Genomic DNA, 16,125 nt, shown 5'->3' with positions numbered 1-16,125 from the left:
GCCCACGATGCGGAGGAACATCGGTAATGCCTGTTTACAAGGCCCCAGTTAAGGACACGCTTTTTATCCTGAATGACGTTCTCGGCCTGGAGCGGTATAACAACCTGCCCGGCTTCGAGGATGCGACGCCGGACATGATCGAGGCAATCACCGGCGAAGCGGCAAAGCTTGCCGAGGAACGACTTTTCCCGCTCAATCTTTCCGGTGACCAGCAGGGTTGCAAGCGCGCCGATGACGGTTCTGTCTCCGTGCCCGATGGTTTCAAGGAAGCCTATGACGCCTATTGCGAAGGCGGCTGGATCGGCCTTGCCGTTCCCCAGGAATTTGGCGGGCAGGGCCTGCCCTATACGCTGCATGCGGCGATCGGCGAATATATGTCTTCCGCCAACCTGTCCTTGATGATGTATCCCGGCCTGACACAGGGCGCTATTGCCGCCATCCTCGTGCATGGCACGCAGGAACAGAAGCAAACCTATCTGCCGAATATGGTTGAAGGTACCTGGTCCGGCACCATGAACCTTACCGAACCCCATTGCGGCACCGATCTCGGTCTCCTGCGCACCAAGGCGGTTCCGCAGGGAGATGGCACTTACAAGATTTCCGGCCAGAAGATCTTCATCTCGGCTGGTGAACATTCCATGACCGATAATATCGTCCATCTGGTGCTCGCCCGCATCGAGGGCGCACCTGAAGGCACGAAGGGTATTTCGCTTTTCATCGTGCCGAAATTCCTGGTCAAGGAAGACGGCACGCCCGGTGAGCGCAACGGCGTCACCTGTGGTGCGATCGAGCACAAGATGGGTATTCACGGCAACGCCACCTGCGTCATGAATTACGATGATGCGACGGGTTATCTGCTCGGTGCGGAAAACAAGGGCCTTTCGGCCATGTTCGTGATGATGAACGAGGCGCGCCTCGGCGTCGGCCTGCAGGGGCTTTCCGTGGGCGAAATCGCCTATCAGAATGCGGTGGAATATGCCCGTGAGCGCATTCAGGGCCGCTCTCTGTCCGGTGCCAAGTTCCCGGACAAGAAGGCCGATCCGATCATCGTGCACCCGGATATCCGCCGCACGCTGATGACCATCAAGGCCTATAACGAGGCTGGCCGCGCTTTCCTTTTGTGGACAGCGCTGCAATCGGACATCGCCCACCGCTCGACCGATGAGAAGGAGCGGCAGGCGGCAGACGACCTGCTCGGTCTCGTCACGCCGATCCTCAAGGGTGTTCTGACTGACAAGGGCTTCGACCACGCCGTGATGGCGCAGCAGGTGTTTGGCGGTCATGGCTACATCGAAGAACATGGTATGAGCCAATATGTCCGCGATGCGCGCATCACCATGATCTATGAGGGTGCGAACGGTATCCAGGCGCTCGATCTGGTCGGCCGCAAGCTCGGCATGAATGGCGGCCGCGCCGTCATGGCGCTGTTCAAGGAAATCGGCGATTTCTGCGAGGAAAACCGCGGCGATGAAAAGCTCAGCCTCTACACCAAGGGTTTGAAGAAGGGCTTGAACGATCTTCAGGCCGCAACCATGTGGTTCATGCAGAACGCCATGGCAAAGCCCGACAATGCCGGTGCCGGCTCGACCGACTACATGCATCTCTTCGGCATCGTGGTGCTGGGTTACATGCAGGCGCGCATGGCGAAAGCCGCCAGCGAAGCGCTTGCGGCAGGCAGCGCCTCGGATGAGGATTACCTCAAGACCAAGCTTGTCACGGCGAAGTTTTACATGGAGCGCATCATGCCGGAAACGGCGCTGCGCAAGGCCCGCATCGAAACCGGTGCGGACACCATGATGGAACTGGCCGCGGAAGCATTCTGAGACATCTGGCGTTTCTGACGCCACAGGGAGAGAGTTATGACCGACGTATTTATCTACGACCATGTCCGCACCCCGCGCGGACGCGGCAAGAAGGATGGCAGCCTGCATGAGGTGCCGTCCGTTCGCCTTGCCGCCAAGACGCTGGAAGCCATCCGCGACCGCAACGGGCTCGACACTTCCGCTGTCGATGACATCATCATGGGCTGTGTCGATCCTGTCATGGATGCCGGCGCCGTCATCCCCAAGGCCGCCGCCTTCGAGGCCGGTTACTCCAACAAGGCGCCGGGTATGCAGATCTCGCGCTTCTGCGCCTCCGGTCTCGATGCCATCAACTTCGCAGCCGGCAAGGTCAAGGCCGGTTCGGACGATATCGTCATCGCCGGCGGTGTCGAAAGCATGTCGCGCGTCGGTATGGGCATGTCGGGCGGCGCCTGGTACATGGACCCCTCGGTCAACTTTCCGGCCTTCTTCATGCCGCAGGGCGTGTCGGCCGATCTGATCGCCACGAAATACGGTTTTTCCCGTGACGATGTCGATGCCTATGCCGTCGAAAGCCAGAAGCGCGCCGCGCATGCCTGGGAAAAGGGCTATTTCAACAAATCGGTCATTCCGGTGAAGGACCAGAACGGCCTGACGATCCTTGACCGCGACGAGCACATGCGCCCCGGCACCGATATGCAGGCGCTGGCTTCGCTCAACCCGTCCTTCCAGATGCCCGGTGAAATGGGCGGCTTCGAAGCTGTCGGCATCATGGCGCATCCGGAAGTGGAGCGGATTAATTACGTCCATCACGCCGGCAACTCATCCGGCATCGTTGATGGTGCTGCCGCCGTGCTGGTTGGTTCGAAAGCGGGCGGCGAGGCAATGGGCGTGAAGCCGCGTGCCCGTATCAAGGCTTTCGCCAATATCGGCTCCGACCCGGCGCTGATGCTGACCGGCCCGGTGGATGTTACCGAAAAGCTTCTGAAAAAGACCGGCATGTCGCTTGCCGATATTGATCTCTTCGAACTCAACGAAGCCTTCGCCGCCGTGGTCCTGCGCTACATGCAGGCTTTCGACATCGATCACGACCGGATGAACGTCAATGGCGGCGCAATCGCCATGGGTCATCCGCTGGGTGCAACCGGCGCGATGATCCTCGGGACGGTGCTGGATGAGCTGGAACGGCGCGATCTGAACACCGCGCTCGTCACGCTTTGCATCGGTGCAGGCATGGGTACAGCAACCGTCATCGAGCGGGTTTAAGGCAGCGGCTACGGCCCGCTTCCGTCATCCTCGGGCTTGACCCGAGGATCTATCCCCGGTGCTTGGATCCTCGGGTCAAGCCCGAGGATGACGAGGAAAGCGAAGCGGCCATTACGATTCAGGGAAGAGGAATCCCAAATGAGCACTTACACCAATTTCACCATCGAGACGGACGCAGACGGCATTGCCCTCGTCACCTGGGACATGCCGGAAAAGTCCATGAACGTCTTCACGTCAGAGGTGATGGACGAGCTGAACGCCATTCTCGACGCCACCGTCGCCGATAGCGCCGTCAAGGGCGTCGTCTTCACGTCGGGCAAAAGTACCTTTTCCGGCGGCGCCGATCTGTCGATGATCAAGTCGATGTTCTCCTTCTACAATGACGAGAAGACGAAGAACCCGGATCAGGCGGCAGCAAAGCTGTTCGAGCTGGTGGGCCGCATGACCGGCCTGTTCCGCAAGATCGAGACCAACGGCAAGCCCTGGGTTTCCGCCATCAACGGCACCTGCATGGGGGGCGCTTTCGAACTGTCACTCGCCTGCCACGGCCGCGTGGCCTCCAGCGCCAAGAGCCTCAAGATTGCACTGCCGGAAGTCAAGGTCGGCATCTTTCCAGGTGCTGGCGGCACGCAGCGTGTGCCGCGTCTGACGGACGCGCAATCCGCCTTGCAGATGATGACGACGGGCCAGTCGCTGACCGGCGCGCGCGCCAAGGCCATGGGGCTGGTGCACCAGGTAGTCGAGCCGGATCAGCTGGTTCCAACCGCAAAGCAGATGATCAAGGACGGTCTGAAGCCGGTCGCGCCCTGGGATGAAAAGGGCTTCAAGGCGCCCGGCGGCGGCATCTGGACGCCCGCCGCTGCCCAGCTGTGGCCCGCCGCTCCGGCGATCCTGCGCCGCGAAAGCGCCGGCAACTATCCGGCCGCACTCGCCATCCTCAAATGCGTCTATGAAGGGCTGCAATTGCCTTTCGATACGGCGCTGAAGGTGGAGCAGCGTTATTTCACCGAAATCCTTCGCTCGAAGGAAGCCTTCGGCATGATCCGCTCGCTGTTCATTTCCATGCAGGAGCTGGGCAAGGGGGCGCGCCGTCCGGCCGGCCAGCCCAAGACGGAGTTCAAAAAGGTTGGCGTCGTCGGCGCGGGCTTCATGGGGGCGGCGGTCGCTTACGTCACCGCCGCAGCGGGTATTCCCGTCACGCTGGTGGATCGCGATCAGGAAGCCGCAGACAAGGGCAAGGGCCATTGCGAGGAAAGCGTCAAGGCCGCCATCGGCAAGGGCAGGCTGACGCAGGATGAAGGCAAGGCCCTGCTCGATCTCGTCACCCCAACGGCGGATTACACTGCATTATCTGATGCGGATCTCGTCATCGAAGCCGTCTTTGAAGACCGCGACGTGAAGAAAGCCGTCATCGAAGCCGTGGAAGCCGTTCTGCCCGAAGGCGCAATCTTTGCCTCCAACACGTCCACCTTGCCAATCACGGGGCTGGCAAAGAACTCCAGGCGTCCGACCGATTTCATCGGCATCCACTTCTTCTCGCCGGTCGAGAAGATGATGCTGACGGAAGTCATCTTGGGCAAGGAAACCGGCGACAAGGCGCTTGCCGTCGCACTTGATTATGTGGCCAAGATCAAGAAGACCCCGATCGTCGTCAACGACACCCGCGGCTTCTTCGTCAATCGCTGCGTGCTGCGTTACATGGCCGAAAGCTACGACATGCTGATCGAAGGCGTGCCGCCCGCAATGATCGAAAATGCCGCGAAATTCGCCGGCATGCCGGTGGGCCCCTTGGCGCTAAACGACGAAGTGGCGATCGATCTTTCCTACAAGATCCTGAAAGCCACCGTCGCCGATCTCGGCGAAAAGGCGGTCGATCCGCGCCATATGGAGCTGGTGAAGAAGCTGGTGGAAGGCGAGGGCCGCTTTGGCCGTAAGAACGCCAAGGGCTTTTACGACTACCCGCCAAAGCCCGCCAAGAAGTCCCTCTGGCCTGGCCTGAAGGACCTCTATCCGCAGCAGAAGCCTGAAGACGTGGATATGGAGGTGCTGAAGCAGCGCTTCCTCGTCACCGTGGCGCTGGAAGCCGCCCGCACGGTGGAAGAGGGCATCGTCACCGATCCGCGTGAGGCGGATGTCGGTTCCATCCTCGGTTTCGGCTTCGCGCCCTATACCGGAGGCGCGCTGTCCTACATTGACGGCATGGGCGTGAAGAGCTTCGTGGCGCTCGCCGAAAAGCTCAGCGAGACATACGGACCGCGCTTCCAGCCAACGCCGCTGCTGAAGGATATGGCCGCCAAGGGCGAGACCTTCTACGGTCGCTTCGATCCCTATGCCAGCGCCGCGAAGGCGGCCTGAGGCTCCAGCGAGATGATTGAACAGGCCCTTCGGGGCCTGTTTTATTATGCCTGTCTACCCGCTTTCCATGCATCCTTTGCCGGGCTGAGGCGTTGAAAAGTCTGACCGGGCAAAAGCGCCCGCCGCCGCAATTCAGCACGCCTCAGGAGACAGCGATGAAAGCACCACTGCGATCCCACGGTTTCGATAAGCCATCAGACCTGGACGACGAGTTGGCCGAACTGGACGAAGAGGCGGAAGCCGTGGCCGCCGAAGAGACGGTGGAAAAAACCGCAGCCAGGAGGACACCTGCCGCCAATACCATCGACCCGGCGCTGCGTGCCGAACTGGACGAACTTCGCCAACAGGTCGAAAAGATCCGGCGTGATGTCAAGCGGCTTGAGGCGGCCGAGATGTCCCGCCACAGGCCCGCACAGCCCCACCATGAGCGCGACCGCGAGAATTCCCGCCTGATGACGGTCGTGCGCTCCGTAGCCGTCACCTCGCTTGCAAGCCGCATCTTTGCGTCTTCGCCCGTCATGGCGGCGCTGGTAGCCGTGGTGCCTTTCGCGCTTGGTTTCGCAGCACGGCGCCGCGAAGGGGCATAGCCCCACCTGCCATGCTGCGCCCGCCACCGGCCGGGATCGGTCCCTCGCAAACATGACGGCGGGCAAATGCGCTCTGGCATCAGTAGGCCATACAGTGAGTTTTGCTGCGTGAACCGGCCTTCGCCCTGCGCTCTTTCCAGCCATCCACAGGCGCCGTGAAAAAACTGTCAAAAAACTTCGGAAGGACGCTTGCCATGTTCGAACAAGATGTTATAACCCCGCTCACTTTCGGGGCGCAAACGACCCCGACCGCGAAAAGCGGAGGTTCTTCAAGGACCTGAAGTGCCCGGATAGCTCAGTTGGTAGAGCAGCGGATTGAAAATCCGCGTGTCGGTGGTTCAAATCCGCCTCCGGGCACCATTAAATCTCCAGACTGATAAATTTATATAGGTGCGTGTTCGGACCGATCCGATCTAATCTTGTGGGATTCAACGATAGCCATAATGGCAATAAACATTTGTGTAGCCGGACGCGAAAATCCGGAAATTTGACAGCTAAATCCGGAAAAAATGGATTTCCAGTTCACGTGTCAAAAAATGAGTTAAGCGCATTCAAGGCAGTCTCGAAGTGCCCTCAAAGCCTGTTCCAGCGCCGATAGATGTTGTCATGAGGGCCGACGTCTAGAGCCACGTAGCTGTTGTCATCCAGTTTCTGCAGGATGATTCGATCGCCACGCTTCACGTTGATGATGAAGTAACCTTTCGAGCCTTGAAGCTGCCGATAGTTAAACCTCGGCCGAGCCGGCTCTTGCATGAACAGCTCGATGGTCTGTATCGCCGCCTTTGCCCTATCTGGCGGAAGCGACTTCAGGCCTTTCTTAAAGCTCTCACGAACTGTGACATTACACTTCATGCAATCAGCGTGTTCAGGTACGCGCCAAGTTCCTTCGCATCTGAAAAGGACCCAATCGTGGGGTTCTGCGGATCGTACTCCGCTCTTAGCGCTCGCATGAACAGTGCCATGTTGCTGTGCTCATCAATCTCCCGACGGCTTGAGGCGATCATTCCCTCATGCAGAGCCCGCAGTGCTTTGCGACCATCTTCCGAGAAGTAAGCCTCTAACTGTTTGAACATGCCTTTGCCGCGCTTGAAAATCCCCTGCAGCTCGTCGGACAAAAGCTCGGCTTTCTGCTCGATGACAGAGATCATTGCAGACAGGTTCTCGATGTGATGAGCCTCTACCAAGTTGGTCGAGAACGCCTGTTCTAGGCCACGACGGGCTATCTCTCCGCGTTCTTCGAAAGCCTTAACGTCCTCCAGCGTAGCGGCTAGCCGCGCCCGGTTCTCTGCCAAGAAAGCTTCTTCCTTATCCGCAAAGTCGAAATAGGGCCGAACGAGCGCGGGCGGTGATGTCGTTAAAGCTGCGTTGAACAGGGCTTGATCGATGGTGAGATCGGCGAGCATGGACTTTGTCTCCTTTGGTCGGAAACTAGCACAACGCGCAAAGGGTTTCACCTGCGTTGCCTCAAGTCTTCGCCGCACACTCCAGTGTCATCAGCCAGCCGCCGCTCTCATCAAAGGTGAACTCGTGGCTGATCGTCGGCGTGACCAGACCGAAGGCCGACCAGGCACCAAAGCCCGTGAGCGAAACCGGAGCTCCGGCCATCGCTTCGGGCCTTCCTTCGACCACAACCGTTCCGGTGATCGTCGCACGCGCCAGATCCAGCGCCTCGGCCTCGCCGCGCTTGACGGCTTCGGTCGCGGACGCGGCCGGATGAAGGGCGAGGAAGCGCGCCGCTCCGCCCAGGCCGGGAATGCTCTCCAGCAGGGACACGCCCTGCTCAGGGTCGAAGAAGCCGGCTTGGATTTGACCGTGGCGCGGCCGCTCCTCGGCCATCAGTTCGGTTCCGTCCATGATCTCGGAAGCATCAATGATGATCGGCGGCATTGTGGAGCCAGATGCCGTTTCTCCGCTGTTTTTCTTGGTCACCAGCCATTGCCCGTTCGCCGGTTTCAGAGACGCACCCAGTTCGTCGGCCAGCGACTGGGCGAAGCCAAGCGGTGATTGCTGGTACCGGAGCCTGAAGGGGATCTCGACATCGCCGATCGAGGGGTGAACCTTCGCCGCCTTGCCGACATCGGAGGCCAGTCGCTTGAAGATATCGCCCGCCGTGGTCTCCTCGAAATGTTCACTGTCGGCCGACTTGTCCGCCTCAACGAAATCAGCCGATCGAGCGACGATCGTCATCGTCCAACCAGAGCCCGGCGATGGTGTCAGGCGGGCGTTCTGATAGGTGAAGAGCCCAGCATCGCGCAGGCCACCGCCTTCCCATCCATAGGAAAGCCGGTACCGCGTGCCGGCGGCAGGTGGCCCTGGAAACGGGGGGGAAACCGAAAACTCGATCTCGATCTCATCGGCTTCACCTCCCTCATTGTCGGTGAACCGGACTGCGATCAGATCGCTGCCCCAGCTTTCGACCAGGTTGCGTCCGGACTGCCCGATCACTCGCACCACAGGTTTGCGCATCGATCACTCCCAGGCCAGCGTGAAGCTCTCGACCGGATCCGGCTCAAAGGCCTCCGGCACCTCAATCACAGTGCCCGCCGGCACCACGCCGTCGACCAGGCGCGCAGCAAGATCCGGGTTCGTCCGAAGAAGAGCCTCGACGGTGCCGCGCTTTTCGGTCTGCATCAGTTTTTTGGCCAGGCGATCGAGCCGCTCGCCGCCGAGCTTGACAGTATACCGGCTCATCGGATCAGCCCTCCGAGACTTGAGACATCGAGCCGGCCGCCGAGCGCTGCCTTGTAGGGAACAAGCAAGAGACCAATCACCACATCCACCTCCCGGCCGACGCCGTCAAACGGATGCAGCCGCTCTTCATCCGTGTCGAGCGTCTCGATGGCGCAAAGGCCTCCGGCCTCGCCCAGATAGTTGCCGCGCAGCCGCACATAGGGAACGACGGATTGTGCCTCGTGATAGCCCTTGAGCACCGCATAGGCGTCCAGCCCGCCCACCACATGGGGAAAGGTCTTTGCCTCGATCGTCACGCGCTGCGCGTCGAGCCCCGTCTTCTGGATCCGAACCCCGGATTGCACAGGATGCACCGGAAAACGCGCCGTCGATGACAGACCGATCCGCTGCGGGTTGAGCCCGATCGTGTAGAGGATCGCGCCGCCGATCGAGATCAAAGCACCATTGGGCTGAAAGACGCTCACGCAAGCCTCCTGCCGGTATCATAGAGCGAGCGCGCCTGTGCCTGGCGGATCTCGCGGGCCTGCTCGCGGCGCACGCGCAGTGCCGCCTGTTGCGGATTGGGAGCCGTGATCGTCTGGTTGATCCGATAGTTGCTCGGGCTGATCGAAGACTGCTGGCCCGGCGCTGGCGACGGTACAGAAGATGCCGGCGGCAGGAAGTTCGGTTGAATAGTCGGCTGCGCCGTGAAGTTGAGGATCCGCTGCATCTCGGCAGCCTTCTCAGCTGAGATGGCAATCGCCTTGTCGAGTTCCTTGCCGAGTGTGTCATTATACCCAGTCATCGCCTTGTCGGCCGCGCCGGAGAGGTCGCCACCAAGCTTCTGCTCTATTGGCCTCGGAGATGGAATGGGGATCTTACCCGTACTGACCCCGAGGTCGCCATTCGGCGAAACTGTTGGCGGCGGCGCATTGTCCTCATCGGCGGCATCGCGTGCATTCTGGATGATCGCCGCCTCTTCCTCGGCAAGAGTGCTGAGCTGCTCGCGCAGGCGATTGATCTGTGGCCCGAGTGCCGTTCCACCGCCGCCCATGTCGCGCTGCATGCCTTGCAGACGGAGCAGCTCGTTTTCCAAACGAAGTCGTTCTTCGCCCGTTTCTTTCAGCCGCTCAGGCTCTTCCTCGATTGTCCGCAGCCGGTCATATTCCGGATTAACCAGCCTCACAACACGATCAGCCAGCGGGCTCATCTGCCGGTCGTAGACTTCGCCGACCTTGTTGCCCGTGACCTCTAGCGCAGCTGCTCGACGTGCTGATTTCTGTGACTGCGTAGTCTGCCGAAACGCGAAGTTGTCGTCGACCATGCCGGTCGAGCCATCTCGGATTTGACTGAGCCATTCATCGAATAGTGCACGATTGTCGATCAACGGCGCGAGGGCCATCTTCGCCTCTTTGTCGCCGAATAGCTCTCCGATGCGAAACTCGTTTCCGCCCGTCACCCGCATGACTTCGTCGACGACGTCAAGCATATACGGCGTGCCGCGTTCTACTGACCTTTTCTTGATTGCTTCGATGTCTACACCGGCATCCGCGAAGTTTTCGACCGTGTCCGGCGCGGAGAGTTTGCCAATGAGGTTATCTAAATTGTTCGCCGCGATGTCTTCAGATCCGGATGATCTCATGACCACCTGAGCTGCAGTAACCAGCTCAGCCAGGGCGGGCAGACCTTTCCGGCCAGTGCCGGCATACATGGTGGCAAGTTTCGGTAGGTTCTTTGCGAAAGCCTCGACCTCAAAACGGCCCAGATCCGTCCCTTTCGCCATCATATCGAGAGCTTGGGGCACTTCCGTTTCCTTGATGCCAAGGTTCTGCAGCATCGAGACAACCGACGTTGCGACAGTTGATGGCGATGCATTCTGCGCAACCGCAGTCTTCAGTGTCGGATCCAGCACCTGCTCCTGCGAGTCAAAGCCGATTCCGGCTGCGGTGTAGTCAGACCTGGCCGCGTTGACATCCGTTTGTGACAGGCCAAACCTAATCCCGAGCTTCTCATTCGAAGCTTTAATGCGCGCCATACCCTCGGGAGATTTCATGTCGGCCGTGATTGCGACGCCGGCAATCTCCTTGTTCAAGGCTCGGAACCGATCGGCCAGCGTTTCAAGCCCCCGAACGATGTTGTCCACCGAAGCGAAGGCAACAAGCCCACTGATCGCGCCCATAGCACCGGCACCAATCAGGCCAAGCGCACCGCCTAACCGCCCGGCGGCAAGGTTCACCTTGTCGATCTTGTTGACATCAGTTTGTCCGACTTCGCGTAGTTTGCCATGCAGGCGATTCAGCTGCTGCTGTGTCTGCGTCGCAGCGGTTCCGATGCCCTTGATCTCGCGCTGTGTCTTATCGGCCGAGATGTTGCCAATCCGACGCGCCTGACGATCCAGGGCCTCGATCGGGCGCTCAGCACGCCCAGCCTCTCGACCGATCTCCCGGATATCACGGCCGAGCCTATCAGCTCCATTTCCCTTGCCGAGTCTGCGGGCTTCATCTCCCAACTCTTTTAGATCGCGCTCTGCGACCTTGGCATCTTTGGAAAGCTGATTCTGCAGGCGGAGCCTGAGCGACACATCAAGCGTCATGCTTCACCTCTCGGCTGAACCGACTGCGGCAACAGCAGGCCAAAACTCTCTCTGTGGATCATGCGCGCCTCCTCGTGCCAAAGCAGAACCTCGTCCCACCACATGGCCGCAATGACCGGCAGCGGTGTGTGCAAATAGGCTGCGACGCGAGCGGCATAGGAGCGCCAGTTCCTCAGCTCTCCGAAGACGCGGGTACCGGACGCAGAGATGGGGGCAAAAAATCGTAGCACGCGTCGGTGACTGCATCGCCGTCCTCATCCACCAGGCCGCGAAGGACAGACGCCGGAAACCCGGTCATCTCGGCATAGACTTCAAACGTCGAAAAACTGCCAAGGCCCGCGCGCCTGATGAAACGATCAACATCTCCGATGCGAAGCCGCTGAACAATGATTTCGGTCTTGATGTCACCTTTCCAGCGAAAAGGATGCGCCAAGTGTACGATCTTGAGATGGGCATCGCCGACAAAATCAAGCTCCTCGATCGGATCGGTCGGAATGGCGTCCGCCTTCTCCGCCACCTTCTCCGGCTCGGCGTTTCCCTTGCCGCTGTTATCCAGCTCATCCCACATTTCCGGCGGGGGAAGCTCGATCTCGACGAACTTCACGTCGGTCGGATCATCCTTCGACTGCGGCTCGGAAACCTTGGCCTTGAGCGCTGTTTGACCGGGGTTCGAAGTCATCTTGAAGCCTCTTTAAAAGGAGCGGCTGGCCGCGCCACCGCGCGCCACCAGCCTCAAGTTCCGCGCCGGTCGGTGGGCGCGCCGGGGTATTCGCCTCAGGCGCTAGGCCGCGATGATCCTGTTGTGCTCGGCGGTGTAGTTCACGCCGTTGATGATCAGGATGTTGTTCTGGATATCGAGCTTGTGGACGATCACGCCGTCCATCATGTCCTGGTAGAGCACGATGGTTGACCAGCGCAGCCGGGTCGGGGCCGTGGATTTCTGACCCTTGACGCCGCCCTGGGCATAGCCGTTCAACAGGCCCTTCATCGTCACCACGCGGCCGCGCAGCTGCGGACCATTGCCGGGGTTCACCGAGCCGTCAGACGAGGCCGGGAAAACGTTGAGAAGGTTCTCGTAGTAGGCGAGCGTGGTCCAGTCGCCCGGCTCGCGGCCGAAGCGGGTTTTCAGATCCTCGTGCACACCGTTGACGGCCATCTCGCAGGTGAGCGGTGCGATCTCGGCCGGCAGCTCCATTGCAAACCAGCCGCCGCCCATGACGAAGGGCAGCATCTCGCGGGAAAGCTCCGGCAGTGTGGTTTCGTCAATACGCTGGCGCTGGTTGATCTCGCCGCAATACCAGTTTGCGCCTCGAATGATGCGATCCATGATGGCTCTCCTTAAGCGGTAACGCGGATGTTGGTGGAGCCGAGCTGCGAGAGCGCGCTGGCGATCGCCGCGTTGAGCACGTCGAAGGCCTCAGGCATCGGCTCATCATAGAGCTGCAGATCCACGAGATCCGGCGTCTCTGCCCAGCGCATCTTGGCCCGGAGCCCCCCGGCCTCCAGCAGCGTCGACGGGTTGAACGCCTTCGACCACAAAAGCTCGTAGTCGATGATCGCGCCAAGCGTGACCAGGTCAGACAGGAACTGGTCGGCAGCACGGTAGATCAGTGTGACCATGTGCGGCGTGATGTCCTCGGATACATATTGGCGCATGGGGCGCAGCATGGCCTTGGAGACGGCGAGGCGCGTCCGGATCTTCTTGACCGAACGCCAGCTTTTCACGGTCGGATCGATCGCGGTTGTGAACGGCGCCCAGAGCAGATTGCCTTCGATGATTGTGCCAACGCCCGCCTGCGCCAGGAGATTGGCCTCGGAGCCGACGTCGCCGTCGGTGTAGCCAACCGGCACCGAGGGGCCGAGAACACCCTGCAGCGGCCGGTTCCAGCAGGCCTTGTAGGGTCCACCGGTTTCCTTGTCGCGGCGGATCATCCGGCCGACATAGGACGCGGAAAGGGGCCGGACGACGTTGCCAGCTCCGAAATTGTACGTGCCGCCTGGATAGAGCGCCACGACGTTCAGGGCGGTTGCGAAGTCTTCTGCCCACTCGATCGCCGCTTCGCGCGTGTTCGAGGGCGTGTCGGCCACCACAAGGCAATCGATGATGCGATCGGCCACGATGCGAGCCGCAGCCGCAACCGGGTTTGCGGCGTCACCCAGGCGGGCACTCATATAGCCGGGAGAGATGATCGCACCTGGCTCGAACTTCAGTTTGCTCTTGGCATCGAGCAGCGCGTACATGCCGGTTTTTGCACCGGCCGAGCCGACGATGCCGTTGATTTCGGCTTCCAGCTTGTCCGCTGGATCGGCCTCCGTGGAATGCGGTGTGCGGACGAAGGCGACGTCGGTGACGATGCCTTCCATCAGCAACTGATCGCAGGCGTCGCGGGCAATGCCGGCACCCAAGAGCCCGAGCTGCTCGGGATTGTCGAGCGACAGCGAAACGAGTTCATTGAGCGGAAAAGCGTCTTCGTCCGCAAGCGGCGCCGGCACGACCATGGCAGGCCGGGTGCTATCGCGCGTGTCGATCTTGGCGACGGTCGAGAGAAGATTGGAAAACCGGCGTACGCCGACGAAATCCGTGGTGCCTGACATCGGTCATTCCTGTCTGTGAAGTGCAAGACTGGAAGGACGTTAGCGCTGGAACGCGAAACCCCTCGGCTGACAGCTGTCAGCCGAGGGGTTTCTGCGAACGATCTGGCTAGGAGGTCACCAAGGCTTTAGCATGCGCTTTCGACAGCCGAAAATCAATACGATCACGCCGCCGCCTCAGTTAGCGGGTACGTTTTAGTCAGCTGTATCGCCAGAGAACAACGGCGAGGAACATCACGAGCCGTCGCCATCGCGGGGCGCCGTCTGCCTTCAGCGCTTCGTGGGTCCGATCCGACGGGGATCTCAAATCCCCGCCGCCCATACCCAGAGCGCGTCCACCTGCTCGGGTGGTAGCTGCATAGCCGCCGCAACATCAGCGACAAGGGGATGATCCCGCTTGTAATGCGTGGCGTCTTCCCATTCGATCAGGGCCGCTGCCCTGTCTACCGGGTCCGTGATATCGGCGATATGGGTCTCGACGTGGTCAGCGGTCACACCGATGGACAGCAGCGCTAGACGTAGCTGGCGGCGAGTGAGCGGGGGAAGGGTTGGCGGCTCTGGCGGGCTAGGAGGTGCCGGGGTGAAATACTGCTTGATCTCAATCGCGCCATTGCCATGGGTGATGCGGACAAGATCGCCGTCAACAGGATCAACGCCGGGTGATGTGAGGTTTTCGATCATCATCGGCTTAATCCAGTATGTAGGTTGCGCCGCAGCGGCCGCCGTAGGTCTGCACCGTGTAGACGTCTGTCACCTTAACTTCGACTTTGAGGCTTGCATCGAAGCGCACGTAAGGCCCTAATCCATGCGTAACGATGCTCTCAGGTGCGAGTAGGTGAGCAGCCGCACCGCTCCCAAACGACCTGAAAGATTGGATGGAGGCGCTCGACGCATTGCTTGGGAAACCTCTCAGCCATGTTCCATTCGCTGCATCGTAAAAGTTTGCGACACTACCACACGCCCCTAAGACCACGCGGCGACCGTTATCACTGACCGCGGAAGCCCATGTCTGAGTTTTTGCGATGACATATTCAGTACCATCCACGGTAATGCGGAAAGTTACATCATCTGTGACATTAGTGATCGCTTGGGAGATTACCTGAAACAGAAACCCAGATCCGGTTATGTCGCAAACAGTGTTGTACGTATCGTCTGTTGAAGACGCCGCAAATGCTCCGTGCCAGCCAATGGAATCCCAGAATTGAAGAGAAGCGACAGTACATTGGGCTCCGGTGTTCGCTTGCCTCAATTCCAGCACTCCCGTTGCATCATAACAAGGCAACAGCCTCGGGTCTTTCGTCATTCCCCCCGGCAATGATCCACCACCACTCGACGGGAAAAGATCGCTCAGATTAGGCATTGACGATACTCCTGCGCTCGATCTTCCAGACCGTCCCGCGCAACGTCAGCGTGAGCCCGACATTCGGCTGGTCGATGGTGATGGAAGAATGGCCCTCAATTGTAGTTGCGGCCCCGGCCGGGTTTGGCACAACGGAAACGCCGAATCCCACCGGATCAACGTCAACCGTCGCACCCTGTGCGGCGTCTTGCGGCAAAGTGACGTTGAACGCGCCGCCCGTGCTGTCGGCTTGGACGCGCTGGCCTGCGACAGCCGTATGAGCAGCCGTAACCGTGATGACAGGGCGGATCGCCGTGAAGCTGATACCGGCAATCGCCGCCGCAACATCCGTCTCGATCTCACCCAGCGCCTCGGCTAGGCCCGTGATGTCGTCCACGATCTCGGCAAAAGCAGCCTGCGCGTTTGTGGCCGTCAGCCCATCAATCGCAGTCAGAGAAACGCCAGTCGCGGCAAGGCCGCTTGCAAGCAGCGCCGCGATCTGATCCTCGACGCCGTCGGCCTGCTCTTGCAATGCATCCAGCTGCTCGCGCGCGGCTTCGATCTGCGGCGCAAGGTTTTCGGCAATGACCTGCAGGCCGAGATTGTTGAGGTTGTCGATCGCCGCCTGGTAATCGACAACCAGCGCCTCTTGCGCAGCAATGCGGTCATGGATGCTCTCCATGATGCCGCTAAGGGTGGGCGGATCGAGCGGCGTGTCGGCCTCAAACCGATACTTGTTAGACTGGCTCGGCGGTGTCGATGGCATCTGCGCCCTCCAATTCAACAATGCGGTTCAAGAGCGCGCCCTTGCCCTGGTGCTCATCCATGCGGGAAAGACGCACAGGCGCCTTCACCGATTTCAGGAGCCGGAAGCGGTAGGTCGTGTCCGGCTCAAATGTCGGGGTTGCAGCTTTTGCCATT

General features: G+C 60.2%; 17 protein-coding genes and 1 tRNA gene. 5 read left to right on the top strand and 13 right to left on the bottom strand.

The features are described 5' to 3' along the window. The first annotated feature begins 26 nt into the window (after positions 1-26). From DOU54_RS20940 to DOU54_RS20915, 5 genes are all read left to right on the top strand, one after another. A complete protein-coding gene (locus DOU54_RS20940; RefSeq protein ID WP_113380920.1) occupies positions 27-1,823 on the top strand; it encodes an acyl-CoA dehydrogenase C-terminal domain-containing protein in 1,797 nt (598 codons plus the stop codon). A gap of 36 nt (positions 1,824-1,859) precedes the next feature. Next, the gene (locus DOU54_RS20935) at positions 1,860-3,068 is read left to right on the top strand and encodes an acetyl-CoA C-acetyltransferase (protein WP_004439838.1); all 1,209 of its coding nucleotides are present in this window, start codon (positions 1,860-1,862) and stop codon (positions 3,066-3,068) included. Positions 3,069-3,206: 138 nt separating this feature from the next. Further along, positions 3,207-5,423, top strand: coding sequence for a 3-hydroxyacyl-CoA dehydrogenase NAD-binding domain-containing protein (locus tag DOU54_RS20930; RefSeq protein ID WP_113380921.1), 2,217 nt, complete (start codon positions 3,207-3,209; stop codon positions 5,421-5,423). A gap of 155 nt (positions 5,424-5,578) precedes the next feature. Then, positions 5,579-6,010, top strand: coding sequence for a hypothetical protein (locus DOU54_RS20925; RefSeq protein ID WP_045532852.1), 432 nt, complete (start codon positions 5,579-5,581; stop codon positions 6,008-6,010). 284 nt (positions 6,011-6,294) lie between these two features. Beyond that, positions 6,295-6,370: transfer RNA gene (locus DOU54_RS20915), tRNA-Phe, on the top strand. 213 nt (positions 6,371-6,583) lie between these two features. Here the strand turns inward: DOU54_RS20915 and DOU54_RS20910 are convergent. The 13 genes from DOU54_RS20910 to DOU54_RS20845 all read right to left on the bottom strand — a co-directional run bounded on the left by DOU54_RS20910 (position 6,584) and on the right by DOU54_RS20845 (position 16,124). After that, positions 6,584-6,862 (bottom strand): type II toxin-antitoxin system RelE family toxin, encoded by a 279-nt coding sequence (locus tag DOU54_RS20910; protein ID WP_113731817.1) that lies wholly within the window; start codon positions 6,860-6,862, stop codon positions 6,584-6,586. Next, positions 6,859-7,413, bottom strand: coding sequence for a hypothetical protein (locus DOU54_RS20905; RefSeq protein WP_113731816.1), 555 nt, complete (start codon positions 7,411-7,413; stop codon positions 6,859-6,861). Before DOU54_RS20905 ends, DOU54_RS20910 begins: the two co-directional genes overlap by 4 nt. A gap of 61 nt (positions 7,414-7,474) precedes the next feature. Continuing rightward, positions 7,475-8,476, bottom strand: coding sequence for a phage late control D family protein (locus DOU54_RS20900; RefSeq protein ID WP_113731815.1), 1,002 nt, complete (start codon positions 8,474-8,476; stop codon positions 7,475-7,477). A 3-nt stretch (positions 8,477-8,479) separates the two neighbouring features. Further along, on the bottom strand, positions 8,480-8,701 hold the full coding sequence (locus tag DOU54_RS20895; RefSeq protein ID WP_113731814.1) for a tail protein X: 222 nt from the start codon (positions 8,699-8,701) through the stop codon (positions 8,480-8,482). Beyond that, a complete protein-coding gene (locus DOU54_RS20890; protein WP_193603439.1) occupies positions 8,698-9,165 on the bottom strand; it encodes a hypothetical protein in 468 nt (155 codons plus the stop codon). The genes DOU54_RS20895 and DOU54_RS20890 overlap by 4 nt, the downstream gene beginning before the upstream one ends. Further along, positions 9,162-11,273 (bottom strand): phage tail tape measure protein, encoded by a 2,112-nt coding sequence (locus DOU54_RS20885; protein WP_113731813.1) that lies wholly within the window; start codon positions 11,271-11,273, stop codon positions 9,162-9,164. Before DOU54_RS20885 ends, DOU54_RS20890 begins: the two co-directional genes overlap by 4 nt. 172 nt (positions 11,274-11,445) lie before the next feature. Beyond that, complete coding sequence (locus tag DOU54_RS20875; protein WP_146617396.1) at positions 11,446-11,877, bottom strand: hypothetical protein; 432 nt, start codon at positions 11,875-11,877, stop codon at positions 11,446-11,448. A 177-nt stretch (positions 11,878-12,054) separates the two neighbouring features. After that, positions 12,055-12,600 (bottom strand): phage major tail tube protein, encoded by a 546-nt coding sequence (locus tag DOU54_RS20870; RefSeq protein ID WP_113731811.1) that lies wholly within the window; start codon positions 12,598-12,600, stop codon positions 12,055-12,057. A gap of 11 nt (positions 12,601-12,611) precedes the next feature. Then, on the bottom strand, positions 12,612-13,868 hold the full coding sequence (locus tag DOU54_RS20865) for a phage tail sheath protein (protein WP_113731810.1): 1,257 nt from the start codon (positions 13,866-13,868) through the stop codon (positions 12,612-12,614). A gap of 300 nt (positions 13,869-14,168) precedes the next feature. Further along, positions 14,169-14,549, bottom strand: a complete 381-nt coding sequence (locus tag DOU54_RS20860) for a hypothetical protein (RefSeq protein WP_113731809.1) — start codon at positions 14,547-14,549, stop codon at positions 14,169-14,171. Between the two features lie 4 nt (positions 14,550-14,553). Next, positions 14,554-15,225 carry a hypothetical protein gene (locus DOU54_RS20855; protein WP_113731808.1) on the bottom strand — a complete coding sequence of 224 codons (672 nt, stop codon included), beginning with the start codon at positions 15,223-15,225 and terminating at the stop codon, positions 14,554-14,556. Further along, positions 15,218-15,970 (bottom strand): hypothetical protein, encoded by a 753-nt coding sequence (locus tag DOU54_RS20850; RefSeq protein WP_113731807.1) that lies wholly within the window; start codon positions 15,968-15,970, stop codon positions 15,218-15,220. The genes DOU54_RS20855 and DOU54_RS20850 overlap by 8 nt, the downstream gene beginning before the upstream one ends. Further along, positions 15,942-16,124: a hypothetical protein gene (locus DOU54_RS20845; protein WP_113731806.1), complete on the bottom strand. Its 183-nt coding sequence runs from the start codon at positions 16,122-16,124 to the stop codon at positions 15,942-15,944. Before DOU54_RS20845 ends, DOU54_RS20850 begins: the two co-directional genes overlap by 29 nt. Between the last annotated feature and the right edge of the window lies 1 nt (position 16,125).

This window comes from Agrobacterium sp. MS2 (assembly GCF_003261015.1).
GTDB lineage: Bacteria > Pseudomonadota > Alphaproteobacteria > Rhizobiales > Rhizobiaceae > Agrobacterium > Agrobacterium pusense.
The sequence above is the reverse complement of the archived record's forward strand: the minus strand, read 5'-3'. Positions and strand labels throughout refer to the sequence as shown.